Genomic DNA, 21243 nt, shown 5'->3' with positions numbered 1-21243 from the left:
CAGTCGGGTTTCTATGGTCATAAATATTTGATAGTCGACATACGGGGATTATATTAGACGAGCTATATGTTAATATGCTTTTCAACTCATTTATCTTCCTCATATTTTTGGGAGTAGTTCTGCCAGTATTCTATAGTCTCCCAACTAAGACTGCAAAGAATACTTTTCTCGTTATTTGTAGCTATTGTTTTTATGGGTACTGGGATTGGCGTTTTTGCATATTACTCTTTGCCTCTACCCTAGTCGATTTTTATTTAGGTGACCAAATCTATAGGTCAAAGAATAAGTTGAATAGAAAACGTCTGCTGTCCCTAAGTTTAGTCTTCAACTTAGGACTCCTCTTTGTCTTTAAGTACTTTGATTTCTTTGTCACCAGCTTCACCGAGATGTGGTCAATGGAAGGGGCAGACTTTCTTCACGTCAATATATTACTGCCTGTTGGCATCTCATTCTATACTTTTCAGACAATGTCTTACTCTATTGATATTTATAGAAATCAACAAGCGCCAGCCAAGAATTTCATTGATTTCACATTATTTATTTCCTTCTTCCCTCAATTAGTAGCAGGGCCTATTGAAAGAGCAAAGACTATGCTACCACAATTAAGTCGCAAACTTAGCCCCACCAAACAACAACTCAAAGAAGGTGTGAGTCTTATAGTTTTAGGGCTATTCAGGAAGGTAATAATCGGAGATTCTGCCGGAAGATATGTAGATCATATATATCATGACCCTGAACTCTATATGTCAATCGAAATATTGACTGCTGTTTTGCTTTATACAGTACAAATCTATGCTGATTTTTCAGGTTATAGCAGAATTGCAAGGGGTGCTGCAAAAATGCTGGGGGTAGATTTATCTATCAACTTCAATCAGCCCTTCTTTTCGAAAAACATTAGTGAGTTCTGGAGAAGGTGGCACATTACGCTATCCACATGGCTGAGAGATTATCTCTATGTGCCTCTTGGTGGAAATCGATTGGGAAGGAATCGGAAAAGTTTGAATTTGATGATCGTAATGATACTGGGGGGGGCTTGGCATGGCGCAGGCTGGAATTTTGCTATTTGGGGTGCTTTTCACGGATTCTTATTGTTGATTTACAACCTTTTTTTTAAAGATTGTAAATGGGTCACCACTCAGTATCGAGTTTTTGATTGGCTCAAATCTCTTTCAATTTTTGTATTGGTTTCTATCTCTTTCCTGTTTTTTAGAACAGAAAGTCTAGATCAAGCGCTATTCATATCTCAAAAGTTGATCTATTGGGAAATCAGTTCCCATACTTGGTTGTTTACCAAAGTGATTTTGGCATTCTTGAGTCTCACTTTTATACTGGATCTTGTTGAAAGTTATTATGGACATACTTTCCTACTAAGAATCCGCTCAACCCCATTGAGATTAGGCATTACTTCATCTTTATTGGTATTTACATTGATTTATATGCTTCAGACCACTCCTGCACCTTTTATCTATTTTCAATTTTGAAACTGAACTGGATAAAAAATAGCTTCCTGTTCCTAATTGGAGTCCTTCTAGTACTTGTAGTTCTTGAGGTATTCCTACGTTTTTCAAAAATCAGCCCTCCTTCATTTAGTGAGTACTATGAAGATATTGGCAATGGCTTGGCTAAATCTGAGAAACTACTTTTTTTCAATGAGGGATTAGGAATAAAAGAAACAAATGAATATCGATTTTATGGAGAAGTTCCACTTCAAGAGGACAGTGCTACCATCAAGATTGCACTAATAGGCGATTCATTCATTGAGTCAAAGCAAGTTTTTACTAGGCATTATTTTGGAGTACTTCTCAGACAGGAGCTCGAGAAACGGTTACCCAAGAAGAAGTTTGAAGTATTCAACTTTGGTAGAAATGGTTTTGGCCTTAAAGATATGTATGCTTACGATAAGGTCTTTGTAGACTCGTTTGAAGTAGATTACAAACTATACTTTTTGGCTCAACTTGATTTTGAAACTGATAAAACGGAAAGCATACAGTTTATGCCAAAAACCTCCAGACTGAATCCATGGACTTCTCCTGTTAGCATTGAACATGACATCCCGCTTTCGGAGCTCCGACCCAATCGGACCGTACAATTAATCCGGGACTATTCCATCACCGCAGTAATGCTGAATAATGGAATTGAGAGAGTTAAAAGACTTGGGTTGATGAATGTGACCCTTAGACCATTCAACTTTGTCGAATTAGAAGCTCCCCTTGAAAGAGAACGCAAATTCAATTTGCCTTTAGATCCACTAGTTTTTAAAATTATCTCGAGTCTAGATTCTAATACCATTTTGGTTAAGCGAGACACAGTTGCGATCCCCAATACGCTAAAAGCTGCATATGAAGAGTATCAGGTTACTCACTGGGATTTAGGGGCACTTATCCAATCTATGCATGTGGCAGGCAATCCACCAAATTGGTGGGAAGTCACTGGAAAAGTCGGTCACTGGAATCATGAAGCGCATCAAGAGCTTTCCTTGTATTTGGCCGATTTACTAGCCCAGAAGTTCGAATCCGACAATATTTACGACTAGCTTTTGTCTAAGACATCTAACTTACTGCAAAAAGGTTTTCAAACTCTCTTTGTTGATATACTTTCTGTATTTAAACAAAAGAGCCATAGTCAGACATGCCCCCAAAAAACCTCTATAAAACAAGTCTGGCTTTAGAAAAATTACTGTGGCAGCAGTAAGGCATGCTAGAAAGAAAAAGCCTATAAATGCCGTCAATGGGTATCCGATTGGATAAAGTCTTTCAGAAACTATCCATGCAGCGGTAAATCTGAATAAATAAGTGGCTGCGATACTGAGGCCTACCCCAATGAGCCCCATGGAAGGAGTCAAAATATAAAGAAACGAGATATTAATAACCAAACTACCAATGCCTAAAAGTGAGTTATAAAAGGTTTTTTTGCTAATCCCTGGACCAATCGCCACTATCTGTTGCATCGATCTTACCCCGTATACCACAACTAGAATAATTGCAAGATCAATAGTTCCTTGATATTCTTCTGGAGCCAATAGACCAATAATTTCCGGCAATAACAATGTCAATAAAATCACCAAGCTAAAACTGATTCTCGTCAAATGTTGAAAGGCATTAATATACATCTGACGATGTCCCTCTTTATTGAGGTTTTTAAAAACAAAGGGGCTCCAAGTCATTTTTACAGCTTCCTCAAGGAGTGTCACAATCATGGCCACCTTCATTCCAAAAGAAAGAATACCAACTTCACTCAACGACAACAATCCTAGTACAACAAATCGATTGTAAAAACGGTTGGCCCAATTGGCAAGCACTCCTGGTATTAGTGGCAGACTATATTTGAGATTATTTTTTAAATATTGAGTATTCCAATGGGTTGATAAAAGGCCCCACTTGTTCAAATTATACAACAGAAATGTCAAACCTACGGATAGGCCAATGATCTGTCCTAGAAAGACACCCTGTATACCATATCTGGAAAACACAACGAGCAAGATGGAGAAGGTGAGCGTAAAAGATATTTGAACAAGATGTATCTGACCATACTGTATTGGCTTCTGGACAAACCTCATAATGGCCATTAGATAATAAAATCCATTTCCGATTATTATTATCAAGCATGCTAAACGAATTATCCCAGTATACTCATTGCTTTCAAAGAGTAAAATGCCAAAACCCTCGGCCCAAATAAAAAGCGGTGTTACTAACAAAAATGTCCAGCCAAGTAGGGCAAGTAAAGATGTGAAAATGAGTCTTGATCGATTTTCTTCACCTACTTCGAAATAATACCTACCTGTTGATGCTTCCATTTGTAGCATTCCAACCGCGGCAAAAAAAACAATAGTAGTGGTGACCAAGTCTACAACTCCATATTCTTCTGGTGAAAAAACGTTTGTATAAACAGGAACCAGAATTAACATCAGGAACTTCCCTAGTCCTCCCACAACTCCATAAAGGACAATATCTTTAGTTAACTTCTTTGTCACCTTTTTAGACTTTCCAATAACATGGGTGCGTAAGAACCAAAAGATTCTCTCCCGGCTTTAGAAAAGAAGGGAGCTTTTGAAAGTCAGAGTAAATGAATCTTTTTTGAGTTTTTGAGTTTTTGTGACAATCTTCCATTACGTAATCATAACTTCGAAACTTTGAGATACAATCGCTAAAACTATATCCTGTAGACTTGAAATTCCTATCCAAAACAGAGTAGAATTGACCTCTAACATCATTTCTATAGCCTAGGCCATGAACAGTGAAGCTTTGAGGTCGAAAACCCAATACCTTCTCAAATCGATCGGTTTCTCGTTTAAATTCCTTCATGTAGTCATCAAAGCGATAACACTCCGTATGTAGGCCAATCTCTAATCCGTCTTCACGATAAGCGAGAATCTTATCTCGATAATCAGATAGGTTATATGTTCTGTCATTCACAAGAAAGAATAAGCCAGACTGAATTTTGTATTCTTTATTGAGTGCCACCATATCCTCAAGATTATCTATACATTCTTGCCTATCAATGTCGTGTCTCACAAAAACATTGATTCGTTCCTTTGAGCTTTCGATTTGCATAAATGGTTGAAAAAAAACATTCTCATTAGTCAGCATTTCAAGCAGGTCTCTATAATACTCAATTGGGTATGGTGATTCCGTATACTTATTCCGTAGTAACTTATATAAGTACTTATTTGGATTCAATATGAGCTTTCTAAGCTTACTGAACATGTTTAGAAATATAGATATGACAAAAGTCGCAAGGAGTCTTTGAAAAGAATTCCACTACTCTAAAAAAATAATAATAGTGTGGCCAACCAGGCACTGAAGGTATAAACCCTTTTCTTAAAAATCCTATAAACTGATGCCAAGCGATAAAATTTCCTGTTGCAGAACTCAGACTCTGCTCAACTTTCGTTTCACCAAACCCATTCTGGGCCAAAATATATTTGAGCTCATTTGGTTGAGGAAATTTGCTTTTAGTGTTCCCAAAATTATTATTCAAAACCCTTTCGAAATCTGCATAGTTATGAGGGAATTTTTTGATATATACTTTTCGCAGAAACTTAAAAAACCAAGGTTGGTTCTTATAAGCCATTGCGATGGGGGGCCTTCCCGAGGTATTAACGATAACTAACTTGCCTTCCGGCTTCAAAACTCTACGCCATTCGCTCAAGAACTCTTCGGTATTTTCTATTGTGCCCAATACCGCACTGGCAAGAACTTTGTCAAACGTATCATCTTTAAAAGGGAGTGAAACTCCTTTTACTTGAACGAATTTCATTTGATCTGATATTGTTTCTGGGATCTTAATTAAATCTATTCCCTCCGCTATATCTACACCGATAGTTGTTTGACTCTTTTTTGCTATCTCAACTGTGAAATGGCCTTGTCCACAACCAATATCTAGAATTTTTTCATTTTGGCGGGGATCTATTGCATTAATTATATCTCTCGCCTGAAGCCTTTTAATGAGGTTCCTGTGGCCAAATAACCATCCATAAAGGTCTCTTAAAAAGTACCCTGAGGGGATAAAGCCAAAGTTTCTAAATCGAATATCCGAACTTATCTTAAACTTAAACATTATAAGAGTTCGACTTGAAACAACTTAATCCCAGGAAGCTCGTGTCTTAGCTTCAACTTATAAACGCTATTGTGAGTAATCCATTGATAATCAGATATTAACTCTAAATCCAAAATCAAGAAATTTATTTTAAACTCCTTGACAAGATATGGAATCAGTTGTTCATTGAGGTAAGGATAAGTAAAAATTTCTTGGTATGAATAATTGCCAATTTCATTGGATATAGCAGGTCCCCAAAACACTTTACGTTTCCCGTTAAGAAGGAGTTTTACCAAATGCGAGTCATTGCTAAGTAGTCTTTGGTTTTGTTGGTCTATATTCTGCTTGCTGCATAACTCGTCAATCAAACTGTCAAATACTCTGACATTCACGAACTTCCTTGCGCCCGAAGTCACCTCCTTAAACTTCCAGAAAACAACAACTTGAATTAATGAGAAACCTACACCTAATGAAATAGATGCCCACAACAAATATGGGTAGTCAGAGAATAGCAAAACCCCTAAAACCGCTATCAGAGGGGATAAAAATTCAATATACCTCTGAGGTTCACCGAGGAATCGAGTTTTTTTGAAAGAGGTAGCAACGAATATTATAAGAATAACACATACAAAAAGGCCTGTACTTTGTAATAACTGATCAGAGATGAAATGTATCTGTGATGATGTGCTGATATGAATCAGAATTAATACTAATACTGGGAAGCCAAGAATTACAACTATAATGGGGTTCGACAAAACTGATTTCATTAACTTCATTAACTCTGCATTTCCACGGCAAACGGAAATCAGATCTAGCCAAAAATCTCTGTACAATTGTCTCCATATACTTGTCTTAAATTTCAGTATAGGACTTTCAGAAAGAACATTGAAATACATTTTTTTGTGAGCAATCTGTAGTTTGATGTATAAGTTGGCATACTTATGAAATATTATCACAAAAAGAAGAACTGACAATACCGGAACAAGAGTTATGTGCCAGTCAAAAAAAAACAATGACAAAAGAAGCGAGTCAAAAATCAAAAACTGAATAGCAAACTGACTACTTAAGAAAATAAACAATCCCACAATCACAGCTGTCAATAAATAATAGCCATTCCCACTCACTACGTAGATCAACAAAGTGTATGTAAATAATTCTCCAAGAAAAAGACCCAGGCCTCTCCCACTTAACCCACCATTTTTGGCATTTCTTGTGTTAAAAGTGAAAGGCAAAAAAGCATACAAGAGGCTTGAATAAATCATGAATTGCTCATAATCAAAAGAAACATAGCGATATAAAAAGGACAGAAATACGACAAAGCCCAAGCAGGACAGTATTCGAAAAACGAGTGTGCTATAAACAGAGTATTTTGTCACGAGTTGAAAAGGGAGAAGAGATAGCATCCAAAGTAGTAACTGTGGATAAACCATTCCTTTATTGAAGAGTGAATCTTGCCTTTCTCTGATGAATCGACTGCCATTCTTCTTTATTTGATAAACGCAACTGAGATTAACTTGATGATCGGAGTTAATCGGAGCCAGCCTAAGGAGAATAAAGGTTGTTAACCATGAGATAAAAAAAATAGCAGAAATAATTCCCCACATATCCTTAGAAACCTTTTGAATGAATTTTTAAAAAGCCATTAGCTTCGAGCGGGGCATGATATAGTTCCTTAAAACGGTGGTACAATTCAATTTCTACTCTATTACTGATTTTAGTAGCTACTCCATTGCCCAGTACAATTCCCATATTCAGATCACTGGCTAATTGAGAAGCTGTAAGTAGTTCTAGGATTCCTCCTTGTTTAAATAACTTTAGTTTGACAAAAGGAACCCCGATTTTATGTGCTCTTACTATTTCGGAAGTGGTCACAATAGATTCATCTAACATGATAGGAATATCGGCATAGTTTTTTAGCAATTGTTCATGGCCTTCCCAGTCCTCAGCTCCAAGAGGTTGTTCGACATAATCTACATATCTGAGTAATTTACTATCTCTTAAAAAAGAGAAAAACTCATAAGCACTATCTAGCTCATAAGCTTGGTTAGCATCTAGCCTGTAGCGGTGTAGAGAGTGATTAGGGACTCTACTCAAGACATTAAGAGCATTGACGTCCAAGTCATAATCACCTGAGAGTTTTATTTTTATGGTGTCATTGTTTTTCAAGTTGGTTACAATGGAACTCATTTCATGAATTTCTTTAGAAGAGGTGGGGATGCAAAATGGCAAACCATGCTGCAGTTCTAACGAATCAAAAAAAAATGAATCAATTGCTGTAAGGAGAGCGGTAGTAGAAAACGGGGTCTTTTGAATATCAGGGATAATAGAATATCTAGCTTTCAACAAGGTTTGTCCTTGTAGTTTGATAGCCATTTTTTCTAGATAGTTCTTTATGTCATCCGGACTTTCACTGGAATATCCAAGGAGTGGTACTACCTCGGCTGTTCGTTTGCTTCCATCTGATAAACCTATTTCAAGTTCGATGACAAAAAACTTTTCTAAGGTCACAAAAGAGAGCTCATACACCTTTTTTAAGGGGTAACTATTTTCTCTTATGCTGATGTGATAAATTAACCTTGAGTCATGGCATATGTCATTATTGAGCTTGTCAATTGTAGCTGATATTGTCATAAGAACTTCTTACTTGACTTTGCTTTATTATCAATGAATTCCAAACGACCTTCTGCCATAGCCTTATTCTTGTCAATTCTATCTTCAATCATCTTTGAACGCTTGGCTAACCTTTCATCCTCATCCTCTTTAACTACACTCAATACATAACCGATGGGTTTGTATTTAAAATGCTCCTTACGTGATAAATATGTCTTCAGTTTTCGGGTAGTAAAGTCCTTTAGAAGAATGATGAATTCAGACATTTGCTTGAAGAATGCCTCACTGTTGATAATAGCACCTTCATTATAGTACAATACTAATGGTTTTGACACAACAGTATGATGTCTAAGCATAGAGCTCATCATTCTCATTGCCATGCTCTGATTAGCACCAATTTCCTCGCAAACCATGGGGCTAATAAGTAAATTATTAAGAGCATAATCTCCTCTCCTGATATATCGTGTTCGTTCAATAAATTTCTGATAGTTGCTGATTGTAGTTGTTGTATCATGACTTGAATATACAACCGGGATGATCGCATCGGATTCTAATAACTGTGGATGTAGCTCAGAGAAATCATCCTTAGGGCTATTTATGATACATCGATATTTTTCATCAATATCAATGTGGGTTGGACAAATGTCACATCCAATACACCTCTGTACCTTCTTTTTATGAACAGGGATGATAACTGATTTGTAATCATCCTTAAAACGTTCATTCAGCTTCTTCACAAAGTTCAAGGCTTTATCATCCTTGTCCTGCAAAATCCAAAACGCAATCTTACATTCACCTTTGAGTTGGACGGATTGAGGCTTGCGTGTCAACTTTGCCACTTCAGTTACTCTCCTTCCCGTGCCCATAGCTGTTTCAAGCCCATAGTGATCCTCTGACATAGTTCCTATGTCTCCGGCCAGTCCAGTGCCTCCATACTGTGAAGTAGTTTCAGAATCGTTTCCTACTCCAAGAAAGCCAATATTAACTAAATCCCAGAGCTGGTAAATCAATGTGGTCTCTTGCCCTCCATTTCTCTTTGCACCAACAGCAATACCTCCATAAACCTTTCCTTTTAACTTTTCTTTTAATACAGGATCTTGGGAGATATAGCGGATCAGTGATTGGGCTAAAGAACTTCGGTCTCCAAAATAAACTGGTGTCGAAATTAAAACAGCATCAGCTTCCAACAACTTTATTCTGAGTCTTTCCATTGAAGACTCATTGCGGCTTGTTTCAAAAAGCTCACTTAAAGAGATACAATCTATAGCGGCACCGACTTGTTTAGCCGCCCAAAGTGCTGCTGCGAGTGCCACCTCAGAATTACTCAGACCCTTATTACCTTTTAGTTTGAGGAGATTTTTGTAAATGTGGTCAAACGTCAATTGTTCCAATCGGCCAGACTTCTCGAAATTCTCTAAGTGATATTTTGCCTCTTGTTTGAGGTAGTCAAAAAGATCTTCTTTTCTGCTACCTACTCCTTTCAAGTCATCAATAAGTGCATCAGTTCCAGGCCCTCTTCTTGCACTTCTGAGACTTGCAGATATACCCAGAACATTTACTTTCACATCAATTAGTTTAATGTTTTTTACCTAAAAATGACTCACAATGAGTCTCTCTAAAAGAAAGGACAAAATTTTTGCGCTGCTCGATAGTGTCAGAAGACAAAAATTCTGTATTTCCATTTGTAAGTAATTCTATGATTGCTTTAGGAAAATTTAGCCCATTCATGGATGTAAGATAACTATAGCCATTGAGCCTGCAATTGACTTCCATCAAATAAAATACTCCAGTATCTGCATGTTTTTTAAACTCAAGATTCACTGGGCCCTGCCACCCTCCGCATGCTGCAATTATTTCTTTGGCCATTTCTAGAAGCTCTGGTTCGTCAACAATTTCACCAGATACTCCTCCTCCTCCCCAACTCATAAATGTGCTTGTCGACCGACTTGTAACCTCTCCTCTCAATCCTCCTTTTTGATCAAATAAGAGTAAAGCCAAATAAATACTGCCCGCTCCCCCTGGTATGTATTCTTGCAAAACTACATCCTCACCGTAAACTCTGGTCACTTCCTGATATTTCTTTATGAGTCTGTCCTGATCGTTTAGTATCCATACTCCCTTACTTCCTCCTTCTCTCGGAGGTTTCAAAACAATAGGGAAATGAACTTCATCCAAAGAATTGTAGAGTTTTGGCAACTTCATTTCCAACTTATTAAGGGATCTAATTAAGTCGCCCTTATGAGTTAATTTATGGTAGGCATCGAAATCAGGCTTAAACATTGAAACCGGAGGATCCCAGCCATTCTTTAGCAATTGCATTACCCCTTCCATATCATGGTCTGATGTAGGAATTAAAACATCAATGGAGTGCTTTCTGATGATAAAATCTAAGGCTTTACGATACTCATCAATATTCCTAGCAAGGGGCACTACAAAGGGGGTCACATCAGGCTCATACAATACTGCTGCATAACTACTTGAGTCTGTAACAAACAGAGTCACATCTGTGATAGAGCCAAGGGCTCTCTTATAGTTGACGGCAGAGGCTGTTCCCGAGAGTATAAGTATTTTTGTCAAATCGGTGTTTTATGTTCGGATAAAGTCCCAACCGGGTTAAATATACTCGCTATAACAAATATGAACAATCATTTTAATGCCAGATTTAGCAAGTTCATTAGTCTTTGTTTCATCCAGTAAGCTCACTCCTGCCCTTCTTAAAGAGTATATTAAGCTGCGAGCATAGGGCCTGAAAGAGGTAATTAGGTAAGTCTCTGAGGATTTAATGATGTTAAATGTAAAATACCCTGAATACCCCAGTCTTTCTAGCAAGCTTATAACAATGCTGGACAGTTCCTGATCATCTATCGTCTCTGCCGCTAGTATTTGGCCTTGCTTACCGAATGCTTCAGAATGTATTCGAAAAAGCCCCATCTTGTAGTGGCCGTAATCATCAGTTCTTCCAGTTATCAAATAATTCTCACAAGCACCCTTCCATTCTTGACACTTTATATTTTCATCCAAGGTTGGAACGTAGCTGGATTCCTCCCAGAACTCCAGAGCGTTACTTTTATGATCCATGTTTCCCTTGAGAATCCATTTTGAGGCGTGAGAAAAATCTGGTACATATCTTATTGGAAGCACCCCTCCTGGAAATATTTGCTCAATTTTTACCAAGGTAGCGCTAAGATCGAGGTAGGGTGACGGAATATCTAAGTAGTCGCAATATCTCTTATACCAAAAGCTTGTCAGAGGAATAAAACCTGAGCATGGTTCCCCGAAAATGTACTCATAAGCTAATTCAGTGACTTCCAAACACTCGACATTCTCCAAGTCCTGCCCGGAAATAATTCGTTCTTCCGACACGAAAAAAAAATATATTTCAGGGTATGCCTGGGCAAATGAAATAGCTGAAGGACTTTCAGCACCCAGTAAGTAGTATATGACAGATTTCATCAATGCAATAGTTTACCTAAAAGGCTGGTCCAATGGCTATTCGGGAATCTTGATAGTCCTGATTATTTCATCTTTTACAACATCAATTTCGCCACGAAAATAGAACATCTGACCGTATCTAACATGCACATTGATGATTCGTTGGTCGAATTTAAAAAAAACATGGTCTCTACTGAAAAATTTCGTGTAGATATGGTTTGGAGCGGAAAAGGATCTCGGAGACCACTGCTCCATTATTTGACCATTCAAATTCTGAAAAGATTGTTGAATGAATTGATCAAATTCACTTGCAGTATCGTGGTCAAAACGACTAAATCCCTTTTTCGTTATCTCCTTAAAACCTTCTAAATCAACTGCCCTCAAGGCTTGATATAGCTCATAGTCCTGAGTCACGTGTGCGTTCTGAAAAAGGACCTTATGTGGATTTAAAAATGAGAACCTAGCAAAGGTAAACATCATGTCATAAGGTGCCATATCGTTCATTCTGAGCGGCATGGTAGTGCCGTCTTCCAATTCAACTTCGATGGAATATGACTCATTGGCCCTTGTGTCCCACCAGCCCAATGTGACCGGTTTGAAGTACATAAATGCACAACATATAATGATGAGGGACATAGCGTAAAATTTCTTACTAAACAATTGACTTGCTTGCTGGCCTGGAAGCCCCTTTATTAAAAAGATTATAAAGAAGTTAAGAATGATCCACTTCCAAAAAAAGATTCCAGATTCAAAGAAAATACCGATATGAAGCAAATCAAATGATAGTAGGCATATTATAGCCCAACGCCTATTAAAAAGCAGTAAAGTCAGCGGCATTAACTCTATGAATAATGAAACTCCAAGGAATAACTTATTCCAATCTATCATTATTTTTAACAGGTCATTGGCAATGTTAGGGCTTAAAAATGCCAACCACCCTTTACTCTGAGAATATACGGCATGCATCCATAAATCGTTCTGAATTGCCCATTCATAAAACCAAGGCCCTATTGAAAGTTTCGTTAAACCCGGAAAGAAGTAGTTTGAACCATGTAGACAAAGGATTAAGAGAACAAGGTGAGTAAACTTCAACTTGAGCCTAGGAAACAAAAGTATATAGGCCCAAATCAACGTCAGCATATTGAAGAGCAGTTTTTTATCCAAAATTGAAACACTGAATGGGTAAGAAAACTGTGAAAGGACCAACAGAGCCAAAGCAATAAAGAAAGGAATGAACGAAGGCTTCCATGCAACAAGAAAACCTAGAACGACAATTAGGACTCTATCTAGTAGATGCCATTGATTCAGATAGTAATTGAAATCATAAAACGCGTAGCTCCACGTAAGCACAAAACAAACGCCAATAACGAAAGGTCTTAATAATTCCCCGAACTCAATATCACGCCAGTTTTGAGTCTTCCATCCCTTAATAGTACTATGCACAAGAAAAACCGTTACCAGCAGTACAACTGGATTTTTTAGTGAATTAAGAAAAATTGAATTGCCATAATAAGGCACATTAGAAACCCATTTGGAGCTTATTTGCAGTCGCTCGAGGATATTGTCAAAGCCCCCGATAAAACCATCATGAAAAGTAAAGAAAAGTACATTGTCAATAAAAAAATAAACCAGAATCACCAACCCTATTTCAGTCATTTCTGGCATTCTACGGTATATATATTGCGTGATATAACGGATTAGGTTCACTTATGTGCTAAGATATCGAATATGTAAATCATGTTATATAAATTGAGTTTCGATTAATGGTTACAATTTAATGGAGTCTGCAATTATGCTAGCTGAAAATAACACTAGGTAGACATTTAACCTCATAACCTTAACTTACTAAAAGTAATGTATGACTAAGGAAGAAAAAATACTGAAAGATGTTCAACAAACCGCCAATACTTTTTCTTTTAAATGGGGAGAAAAGAGGAACACTTATTCAGGGAATAAGGTCAATGACTTCCATATTAAATGGTCTATTGAACGTTTTTTCAGTACACGTCATAAAATGGATGAGTTCCTTAATTGGACAAGGGGAAAAAGCTTAATGGATGCTGGCTGTGGTAATGGCTTTACAGCTTCAGTATTATGGGGAGAGATGTTGAACGAGCTTCAGTACCTAGGGGTAGACAATGCTAACGGTGCACTCGAGGAAGGCAGGAAACGATTTGAAGAAGAGGGGTTCAATGGAGAATTTAGAAATGCTGACATCTCGAATATGTCGTTGAAGGATAGATTCGATATAATCCTCAGCTCAGGAGTCATTCATCATACAGAAGACCCAAAGAAGACATTCTTTAATTTGATAAATCATCTTAAGCCAGGAGGACGCATTATTTTTTATATCTATAAAAAGAAGGCTCCTGTGAGAGAGTTTGTTGATGATTTTGTTCGTGATCGTTTAGAGGGCTTATCACAGGAGGATGCCTGGAATAAAATGATACCACTCACTGAATTAGGGATAGAGCTTGGAAAAATAAAACGACTTGTCAAAGTTGAGAACGAGATAGAGCTTTTGGGTATTCCCAAAGGGGAGTACAAAGTACAAGAGTTGCTATATTGGTATTTTTTTAAGGCCTTTTATAGAGAAGAATATACACTTGATCAAATGAATAATATTAACTTCGATTGGTATTGTCCAAAGTACTGCTTTAGATTTGAACCCGAAGAGATTGATATTTGGCTGACTGAGGCAGGTCTTTTAGTTGAACAATTCAACGTGTTGCCTTCTGGTATTGGCGTCATAGCGAAGTCAATAATGGCGCATTCGTAAAATTTATATTGAACTATAGCTTTAGGAGTCTATCTGAACACTGCTCAAAGGCAATGCCACCGATTCAATAATCAACCATGGAGTCTTGGTATCTTCATCAGGTGAATAGATAGACAAGGTGAATATGAACTCTTGTTTATCTCCTAGTGATATACCCTGTTCTTTGAGCCAGTTCAATAATTGTGTGCTTAAAACTGCCGTATAAGCTTCTATATCGTCAACTATAGCCAAAGGCATAAAGCACACAGGAACTTCCGTGGGTAAGACACCTTGCAAGGTATGCTTATATCTAACCTCACAGCCTAGCCCGACCTTCTTCAGGGGTATTGGTAGGACACGTGCTATTACTGCACCACAGGCCCCATCCATTGAAGAGAATTGCTTATTGTCACTGAGGGGTTCAAAATCCCCAATGTATCTTGGTTCTGGGTGTTGTAACTCTGTAAAGCGAACGTCTCCCATGGAACAATGGGCCACGGTACTAGCAGCGTGAACATATGGTAAGCAAAGACCAGATACTTCAATGTAAAATGTCACAAACGTATGGGTGCTACTTACAGGAATTTGCCTCATTGCATGAATACTACCCTTCTGTAATGTCCACCACTTCTTGGGTGTAGTATTGGGTTCTTCGGAAATCCCGATTCTAGCAATGGGTTCGCTAGTGCCAATTGATTTAGTGCTGTTAAGAACTGACTGAAATTGAAAAGCATTCCCACCGAGGTCATTGAACGAGATGGTCATGTTAGCGAGCTCTAGATCAATGCCCTTGTCATTGTCTCTAGCAAAGACCTCTGTTTCCAACACTTCAGAAATACCCTGAAACAAATCAATTCGCATTTCAGCTTGATAGGTCCAACTAGGAAACTCATTCTGTATAGCACTTTGCTCCATTAATGTGAGGCTCATGGGACTCCTACTTTCTTTGTCTTTGCCCATAGATAAGATGTCTTGCGTTAAGTCTATTTACCTGATCAATATAGGCCTTAATAATTCCAACTCTTCTTAAAAGAGCAATATCTCTCCGCGAAGGGGTCTCGTGGCAGTGGATTTTGGGTGCTGTCAAATAGTTTTATCTTTAGTAGCATAATCACAACGCAATGTCCAAAAGTAAAGCAGCTCGATACCTCGGAAACTTATTTGTTTCCATTGATCAATTAGGAAATGCCTTTGCGGGTGGTGATGCAGACAATACCATTTCGGCTCGAGTAGGCTTCTTTGCCAATCACGGCAGCAAGCGGTATCAATGGTATTGGAAAATACTAGAACGCATTGTCAATTTTACGTTTTGGCCTGTAGACGGACCGGGACATTGTCACATGGCCTATCATAGTGATGCTGGTGAAGACTTTAATCCTGGTAATAATGTTCTAGTGCACCTACTGCTATGGATTTTTGTACTTCTTATTTGCATACCACTAATTGTAGTGCTTTATCTTTTCTATGCATTGCAGATAGTGAAACCAAGAATGATAGATCATCAACAAGCTATCTCTGGGCGTTTGAGAAGTGTGAAGAAAAAGCTTGATGGGATTATTGTCGAAATAAAAGAAGAAAGTGTTGTTTCAGACCAACAAATGCTTGGTTCAAGCAGGCAAATGCTGAATAAAGCAAAAGACGCAGATGATATAATAAATTCAAGTAAAAAGCCTGAATAGGAAAGCCTATCAACCTTAATTGCCCATGGCCTTTGGTTGTGAAAGACTACTCTCTTCCGTATCCTGCGGTGCTTTATCGACCCTTATCTGAATGCTCTTGACAAAGACCAGCATGTAAATTACGAGTACCAATAGCGCCACTGCTACCATCTTTGTATTGATTCTAATCGTCCCCAAGTTTAGGCGTTTAGGTTTGTACTCGTGTCTATTCAACAGATATCCCTTTTTGGGTATGGTCCTAATGGAGATATGCTTACTCTTAGAGAAGACCTCTCGAAGTCGCGATATGGCCTGTGTAAGTCCTTGGTTGTTAGAGTATTTGTCGCCCCATACTTCTACTAACAGTTTCGACCTATTTACGGTAGTACCATTGTGTTCATCGAGCAATATAAGCACACCCATTTCCTTTGGTGTAAGCTTAGTTTTTTGCCCATCAATATGGACTTCATTCGTATGCTTGTCTATATAAAACGCTTTGTGTCTACTCTTCGAAATCATGGACTAGAATGTAATAAAAATACCAGTTTCAAAAGGCTAGTCTTAACACATATTAACACAACAGAATAAAAAAAGAAGGTTTTTGATAGCGAGTAAAGCCCTGACAAGATGGTTCTTCACCACCAAAACTATTGTCTATGAAAAGGATTTCAGTGTTGAGCATGGTACTCCTCATCAATTCATTCTTGTGTTTTGGCCAGGTAATGGAGCTCAAACAGAAAAAACAGATTGTGAGAGAACTCTCCAAGGTGATACAAAAGAATTATGTGCTTCAAGACTCCGTGAGTCTAATAGCTAAAGGGCTTAAGGAGATTGAGAAGTCCAAAGGGTTTAAGGAAGGTCACACTCCTAGCCAGTTTTCTACATACCTGACAACAGTGTTGAGAAGCATTACGAAGGATGCACATTTTGCTGTATTGCAGGATGCTGATATGTTTAGAATGGCATTAGCCTTACAACAAGGTCCATCTGATGGTAATACTCCAAGTATGTCCTTTGGAGGCAGAAACTTGAATGATCATCGTAAAAATTTCTTTTTCACCAAGTTGGAGGTCCTCAATGGCAATGTAGGTTACCTGAAAATTGAGCAAATCCCCTCGCTTGAGTCGGGCAAACCTACTGTAGATGCGGCCATGGCCTTTCTACAAAATACAGATGCCTTAATTATTGACCTTCGGTCGAACCCAGGAGGCGTTGGTGGCTTTATTCCTTATCTAATGAGTTATTTTTTTCCTGAAGAAAAAGAGCTGCTCTACTCTCGTGAGTACATGGCTTGGGATTCTATCTCTCATCATCATACCCATGAAAGCCTTGGCAGTAAGCGATATCTAGGAAAACCGGTTCATCTTTTAATCAATCGATATACAGGCTCAGCAGCAACTAATATGGCCTATACTATGAAGTCTTTTGACAAGGCAACATTGGTAGGTCAAAATACTGGGGCTGGCTATAGAGGAGCACATAGTGCAAGCATATATCCGCTTGCAGATGACTTTGTAGGACTAGTTCCGATCGGCCGTGTGGTTAATGCTAAAACAAAAACCAATTGGCGAGCCAATGGAGTAGATCCCGATATCGAGACTCCGGCAGAAGATGCCTTAAACGTTGCCTACGAAAATCTCCTGCAGAGCTTGCTCGGCAGTATTGATGATACCAAAGCATTGGATGAAATTAAAAAAGCTATTGAAGAGCTTGAAAGTGATTCAAATAAGGAAGAAAACATGGCTTCAGTAGACCTATCTGAATACGCTGGGTCATATGAGGGCACTACTATTACGTGGGAAAACGGAAAACTCTTTACTAAGCGATCCACAACCCCTATTAAGTTGGAAATCGTAAGAAAAGAAGGAGAATTGTTTAAGATTATCCTTCCTCCAAATACCCGAGGTAATGTTCCAGACCTCCGCTTTGATAGACTTAATGGCGTGATTGTCTCCTTAACCACAATACGCAATGGCCAAGAGGAAAGAACGGAAAAAAGAGAACGTTAGTCGGTTCAAGCAGTTGCTAGTAACTGAAAAAGAACCATTAAATTATATGGCCAAAGAAGATGAATATGATTCAGATAAAATATCGACTATTTGCTTGCCTACTCCTGTGTGCTATGGCCTTCAGTACCCAAGCTCAGACGGATACGGGTAAAGCTTTTTTCAAAGCTTTGAAAGAGGAGGTGCTGATTCTAACTGAGAATGGACTTTTGCGAAACAGAAAGGATACAAAGCAATTTGTTAAAGCTTTCATGAAGCAAAATACCAAAAGCTCTTATGAAAGTAGTTTCAGTGTAGCTGTCAATTCCTCTTTAGCCTATGAAATTGGTGTTATTCGGTCCGGTGGCAATGTTTTCTCAGTTATGCTCATAAAGCAGCAGGGCATCGCTTCTACACAACAGGTTGAGTTTTTGGTTATATATGAGAAAGACAGTATTCAGGATGTCTCTGCCGCCATTGACAAAAGAAGAGCGAAGTGGATGGAATTGTGCAATGCCCATCAAGCCAGTACTTTGGTCACGGAGTTGTATACTCAGGAAGCATACTATTACAACCGCGGTAGAGTACTGCAGGGCCCTGCAGCTCTAAGTGCCGAGTATAGCTATATGAATGATTCCAATTACTCATTAAAACTGACCCCAAGGCATGTTGCGTTTGTATCCGAGAATATCGCTTATGAAATAGGGAAATGCAGCGGGTCCTACCCGCTGCCTTATATGTTGTTATGGGAAAAACAAGCCGATGGTAATTGGCAAATCAAAATGGATTCAAATTATTAATCCATCTTAATAGAGCCTTCACTCAACCATTCCCTATTCACTCCTCAACTTCTGCGCAGGGTTTGCAACAGCAGCTTTACGGGCATGATAACCCGTGGTAAGCACTGTTACCAAAATAGTACCTACCAGTACAGTAGCAAATATGGTAAAGCCAGGTGTTATATGGAATTGAAAGGTCTCCAACCATCCCATCATGGAGAAGTAGCCAACCACAGATGCAGGTATTGCCGCTATGACTATAAGAATGACAAAGTCTTTAATGAGCAGATTAATCAATCCTTGTGTATTGGCACCCAACACTTTTCGAATGCTAATTTCCTTAGAACGCTGCTCTGCAGTGTATGAAGCCAAGCCTAACAAGCCTAGGCAGGCAATCAAAATCGTCATACCAGAAAAACCTAAGAACAACTGACCACGGATCTGGTCTGCCTCGTAGTTTTCCATAAATTGCTCGTCAAGAAATACATACTCAAATGCGGTAGTCGGATAGGTTCTCTCCCATGCTGCTTGGATAAAATCAATAGTGGAGTTAACATCTCCGGAAATTTTAACAATTGCTGAGCCATTGATACGACTTGGCATAAACATTAGCGCAGAAATTGGATCATATAATGATTGTTGGTGAAAGTCTTTCACCACTCCAACTACTCTGGCTGAAGGTAAGGAATCATTACCTGTGAGATTGATCCTTTTACCAATTGGATCTGTCCAATTCATTCTGCGTACCATGGCCTCATTCACCATTACCGCTTGAGATGAATCAGAAGGATACTCCAAAGAGAAATTTCTTCCCTGAATAACTTCGACTCCTAAAGTGGGGAAGAAATCATAGTCAACTCTATAGTTATCTAAACCTAAATCATCCATCGGACCTTCTTCGGTTTCAATAGAGAAGATGTTTTTACTGTACCCATTGCCAGGGGTAGTGCTAGAAGATGCGGTACCGCCAATATTCGGGTTCTGTACCAATTCATTTTTAAGGACATTCCATTTTTCCACGTCTGCCCTACTCCTAAAGTCAATTTGCATCATCTGCTCTTTATCAAAGCCTAAGTCTTTGTTTCTAACAAACTGCATTTGTGAATAAATCACTAAGGTGCCAATCAACATAAAGATGGAAATAGCAAATTGAAGGGTTACCAATGACTTTCTTAATAGTTTACTACCTGATTTGCCAGCCCCACCTTTAAGCACTGCCGCTGGTTGAAAGGATGACAAGAAAAATGCGGGGTAACAACCGCCCAAAAATCCGGTAATAAATACAATCCCAATGACCGTCAAAATCACATTGGTGTCAAGCAAAGCTTCTACCACAAGGTCAGTACCTACAATACTGTTTATGGTAGGCACAACGGCTATTATAACCAGAATACTCAGGACCAGAGATATCAGTGTTATAATGATAGATTCTGTCAGGAATTGCCCTATTAGACCACCTCTTTGGGCACCCATTACTTTTCTTAAACCAACCTCCATAGCACGTTTGGTGGATCGTGCAGTGGCGAGGTTCATATAGTTGATACTAGCAATGATGATCAAGAAAATGGCGATTGCCGTGAAAATCCGGACATATTGAATATCTCCTGCCGGTACAGGTTCTCCTTCGAAATCTGAAGTCAAATGGATATCTCTCAGCAGTACGGGAATCATCTTCACCTGAATTCCTATAGGAGCAAATATTGGATCTATATATTTTGAAACTGTGGAGTCAAGTTTTACTTGCAGAGCTTCTTTGGCTACACCTTCATTTACCAGGACATAGGATTGTACACCCCAGCTTCCCCAACCGGGACCTTCCCCCTGGAAAATCGTCTTCCAGGAGATTAAAGCCTCTGCAATAAGATGCGAGCTCCTCGGCATGTCTTTATATACCCCGGTGACCTGTAGAGAAGTTTCCCTGTTACCTCCAGTTTGAATCGTTTGACCAATCGGGTTTTCGTTTTTGAAAATCTTTGTAGCCATTGATTCATTCATTACGATCGAATTCGGAGCCTCCAGTGCTGTTTCAGGATCACCAGCTATAAATTCATAATCAAAGAGATCGAAAAGCGTTGAGTCTGCAGCATAAACATTCTCTTGGAAGTAGTCAACCTGGTTCAAGGTAAACCTTCTACCTCCCTGGCCACTAATACCTTGTAATCTCGCAGCCTGAACCACCTCTGGGTTTTCGCTCTTGATAGTGAATGCAGCCCTCCATGTCATACTAGACCATTTAAATGAATTGTCTGGCTCAGTTATTTCTGTTGAAAGACGATAAATACGATCTGCCTTAGAGTGCTGCTTATCGAAACTCGTTTCATGAAAAATATAGAGCAGAATGATTAAACTGGAGGCAATACCAACCGTAAGTCCAATGATATTGAGGGCGGTATAGCCAGGCTGTCTTAGGAGACTTCGGAAAGCAACCTTAATGTAGTTTTTGAGCATTTGAGATGTTGTTTAACGTTTTGACGTCTTGAAACCTT

The 21243-nt window shown here is 38.7% G+C and carries 18 protein-coding genes; 6 read left to right on the top strand and 12 right to left on the bottom strand.

Annotation, left to right across the window (positions count from 1 at the left end; translation table 11 throughout):
• Positions 1-287: 287 nt before the first annotated feature.
• Complete coding sequence (locus J4E76_RS02420; RefSeq protein WP_208500994.1) at positions 288-1481, top strand: MBOAT family protein; 1194 nt, start codon at positions 288-290, stop codon at positions 1479-1481.
• Entirely contained in the window at positions 1478-2533 is a 1056-nt protein-coding gene (locus tag J4E76_RS02415; RefSeq protein WP_208500992.1) for a hypothetical protein, read from the top strand. The genes J4E76_RS02420 and J4E76_RS02415 overlap by 4 nt, the downstream gene beginning before the upstream one ends.
• A 21-nt stretch (positions 2534-2554) precedes the next feature.
• Here the strand turns inward: J4E76_RS02415 and J4E76_RS02410 are convergent, their stop codons facing one another.
• From J4E76_RS02410 to J4E76_RS02370, 9 genes are all read right to left on the bottom strand, one after another.
• On the bottom strand, positions 2555-3970 hold the full coding sequence (locus tag J4E76_RS02410; RefSeq protein WP_208500991.1) for a lipopolysaccharide biosynthesis protein: 1416 nt from the start codon (positions 3968-3970) through the stop codon (positions 2555-2557).
• A 4-nt stretch (positions 3971-3974) separates the two neighbouring features.
• Positions 3975-4703 (bottom strand): hypothetical protein, encoded by a 729-nt coding sequence (locus tag J4E76_RS02405; RefSeq protein WP_208500990.1) that lies wholly within the window; start codon positions 4701-4703, stop codon positions 3975-3977.
• Positions 4693-5556 carry a class I SAM-dependent methyltransferase gene (locus tag J4E76_RS02400; protein WP_208500989.1) on the bottom strand — a complete coding sequence of 288 codons (864 nt, stop codon included), beginning with the start codon at positions 5554-5556 and terminating at the stop codon, positions 4693-4695. Before J4E76_RS02400 ends, J4E76_RS02405 begins: the two co-directional genes overlap by 11 nt.
• Complete coding sequence (locus J4E76_RS02395; protein WP_208500988.1) at positions 5556-6302, bottom strand: hypothetical protein; 747 nt, start codon at positions 6300-6302, stop codon at positions 5556-5558. Before J4E76_RS02395 ends, J4E76_RS02400 begins: the two co-directional genes overlap by 1 nt.
• A gap of 841 nt (positions 6303-7143) precedes the next feature.
• Positions 7144-8043: an enolase C-terminal domain-like protein gene (locus J4E76_RS21105; protein ID WP_208500987.1), complete on the bottom strand. Its 900-nt coding sequence runs from the start codon at positions 8041-8043 to the stop codon at positions 7144-7146.
• Positions 8044-8162: 119 nt separating this feature from the next.
• Positions 8163-9710 carry an NAD(P)H-dependent oxidoreductase gene (locus J4E76_RS02385; protein WP_208500986.1) on the bottom strand — a complete coding sequence of 516 codons (1548 nt, stop codon included), beginning with the start codon at positions 9708-9710 and terminating at the stop codon, positions 8163-8165.
• Between the two features lie 10 nt (positions 9711-9720).
• Positions 9721-10722, bottom strand: a complete 1002-nt coding sequence (locus J4E76_RS02380; protein WP_208500984.1) for an ATP-grasp domain-containing protein — start codon at positions 10720-10722, stop codon at positions 9721-9723.
• Positions 10723-10758: 36 nt separating this feature from the next.
• Positions 10759-11598, bottom strand: coding sequence for a hypothetical protein (locus J4E76_RS02375; RefSeq protein WP_208500983.1), 840 nt, complete (start codon positions 11596-11598; stop codon positions 10759-10761).
• Positions 11599-11634: 36 nt separating this feature from the next.
• Positions 11635-13233, bottom strand: coding sequence for a hypothetical protein (locus J4E76_RS02370; protein ID WP_208500981.1), 1599 nt, complete (start codon positions 13231-13233; stop codon positions 11635-11637).
• A gap of 202 nt (positions 13234-13435) precedes the next feature.
• Between J4E76_RS02370 and J4E76_RS02365 the strand changes: the two genes are divergently transcribed.
• Entirely contained in the window at positions 13436-14356 is a 921-nt protein-coding gene (locus J4E76_RS02365) for a class I SAM-dependent methyltransferase (RefSeq protein WP_208500979.1), read from the top strand.
• Between the two features lie 21 nt (positions 14357-14377).
• On the opposite strand, the gene J4E76_RS02360 is transcribed toward J4E76_RS02365, so the two are convergent.
• Positions 14378-15265 (bottom strand): hypothetical protein, encoded by an 888-nt coding sequence (locus tag J4E76_RS02360; protein WP_208500977.1) that lies wholly within the window; start codon positions 15263-15265, stop codon positions 14378-14380.
• Positions 15266-15456: 191 nt separating this feature from the next.
• Between J4E76_RS02360 and J4E76_RS02355 the strand changes: the two genes are divergently transcribed.
• Positions 15457-16014: a hypothetical protein gene (locus J4E76_RS02355; protein ID WP_208500975.1), complete on the top strand. Its 558-nt coding sequence runs from the start codon at positions 15457-15459 to the stop codon at positions 16012-16014.
• 15 nt (positions 16015-16029) lie between these two features.
• Here the strand turns inward: J4E76_RS02355 and J4E76_RS02350 are convergent, their stop codons facing one another.
• Positions 16030-16512: a winged helix-turn-helix domain-containing protein gene (locus tag J4E76_RS02350; protein ID WP_208500974.1), complete on the bottom strand. Its 483-nt coding sequence runs from the start codon at positions 16510-16512 to the stop codon at positions 16030-16032.
• A gap of 137 nt (positions 16513-16649) precedes the next feature.
• Here J4E76_RS02350 and J4E76_RS02345 point away from each other — a divergent pair, with 137 nt between their 5' ends.
• Positions 16650-18002 (top strand): S41 family peptidase, encoded by a 1353-nt coding sequence (locus tag J4E76_RS02345; RefSeq protein WP_208500973.1) that lies wholly within the window; start codon positions 16650-16652, stop codon positions 18000-18002.
• A gap of 65 nt (positions 18003-18067) precedes the next feature.
• Positions 18068-18778 (top strand): hypothetical protein, encoded by a 711-nt coding sequence (locus J4E76_RS02340; RefSeq protein WP_208500970.1) that lies wholly within the window; start codon positions 18068-18070, stop codon positions 18776-18778.
• 33 nt (positions 18779-18811) lie between these two features.
• Here J4E76_RS02340 and J4E76_RS02335 read toward each other — a convergent pair whose 3' ends face one another.
• A complete protein-coding gene (locus J4E76_RS02335) occupies positions 18812-21205 on the bottom strand; it encodes an ABC transporter permease (RefSeq protein WP_208500969.1) in 2394 nt (797 codons plus the stop codon).
• Between the last annotated feature and the right edge of the window lie 38 nt (positions 21206-21243).

Origin of the sequence: Roseivirga sp. E12, from assembly GCF_017592825.1 — a bacterium.
GTDB lineage: Bacteria > Bacteroidota > Bacteroidia > Cytophagales > Cyclobacteriaceae > Roseivirga.
This window is presented reverse-complemented; position numbering and strand designations above follow the sequence as displayed.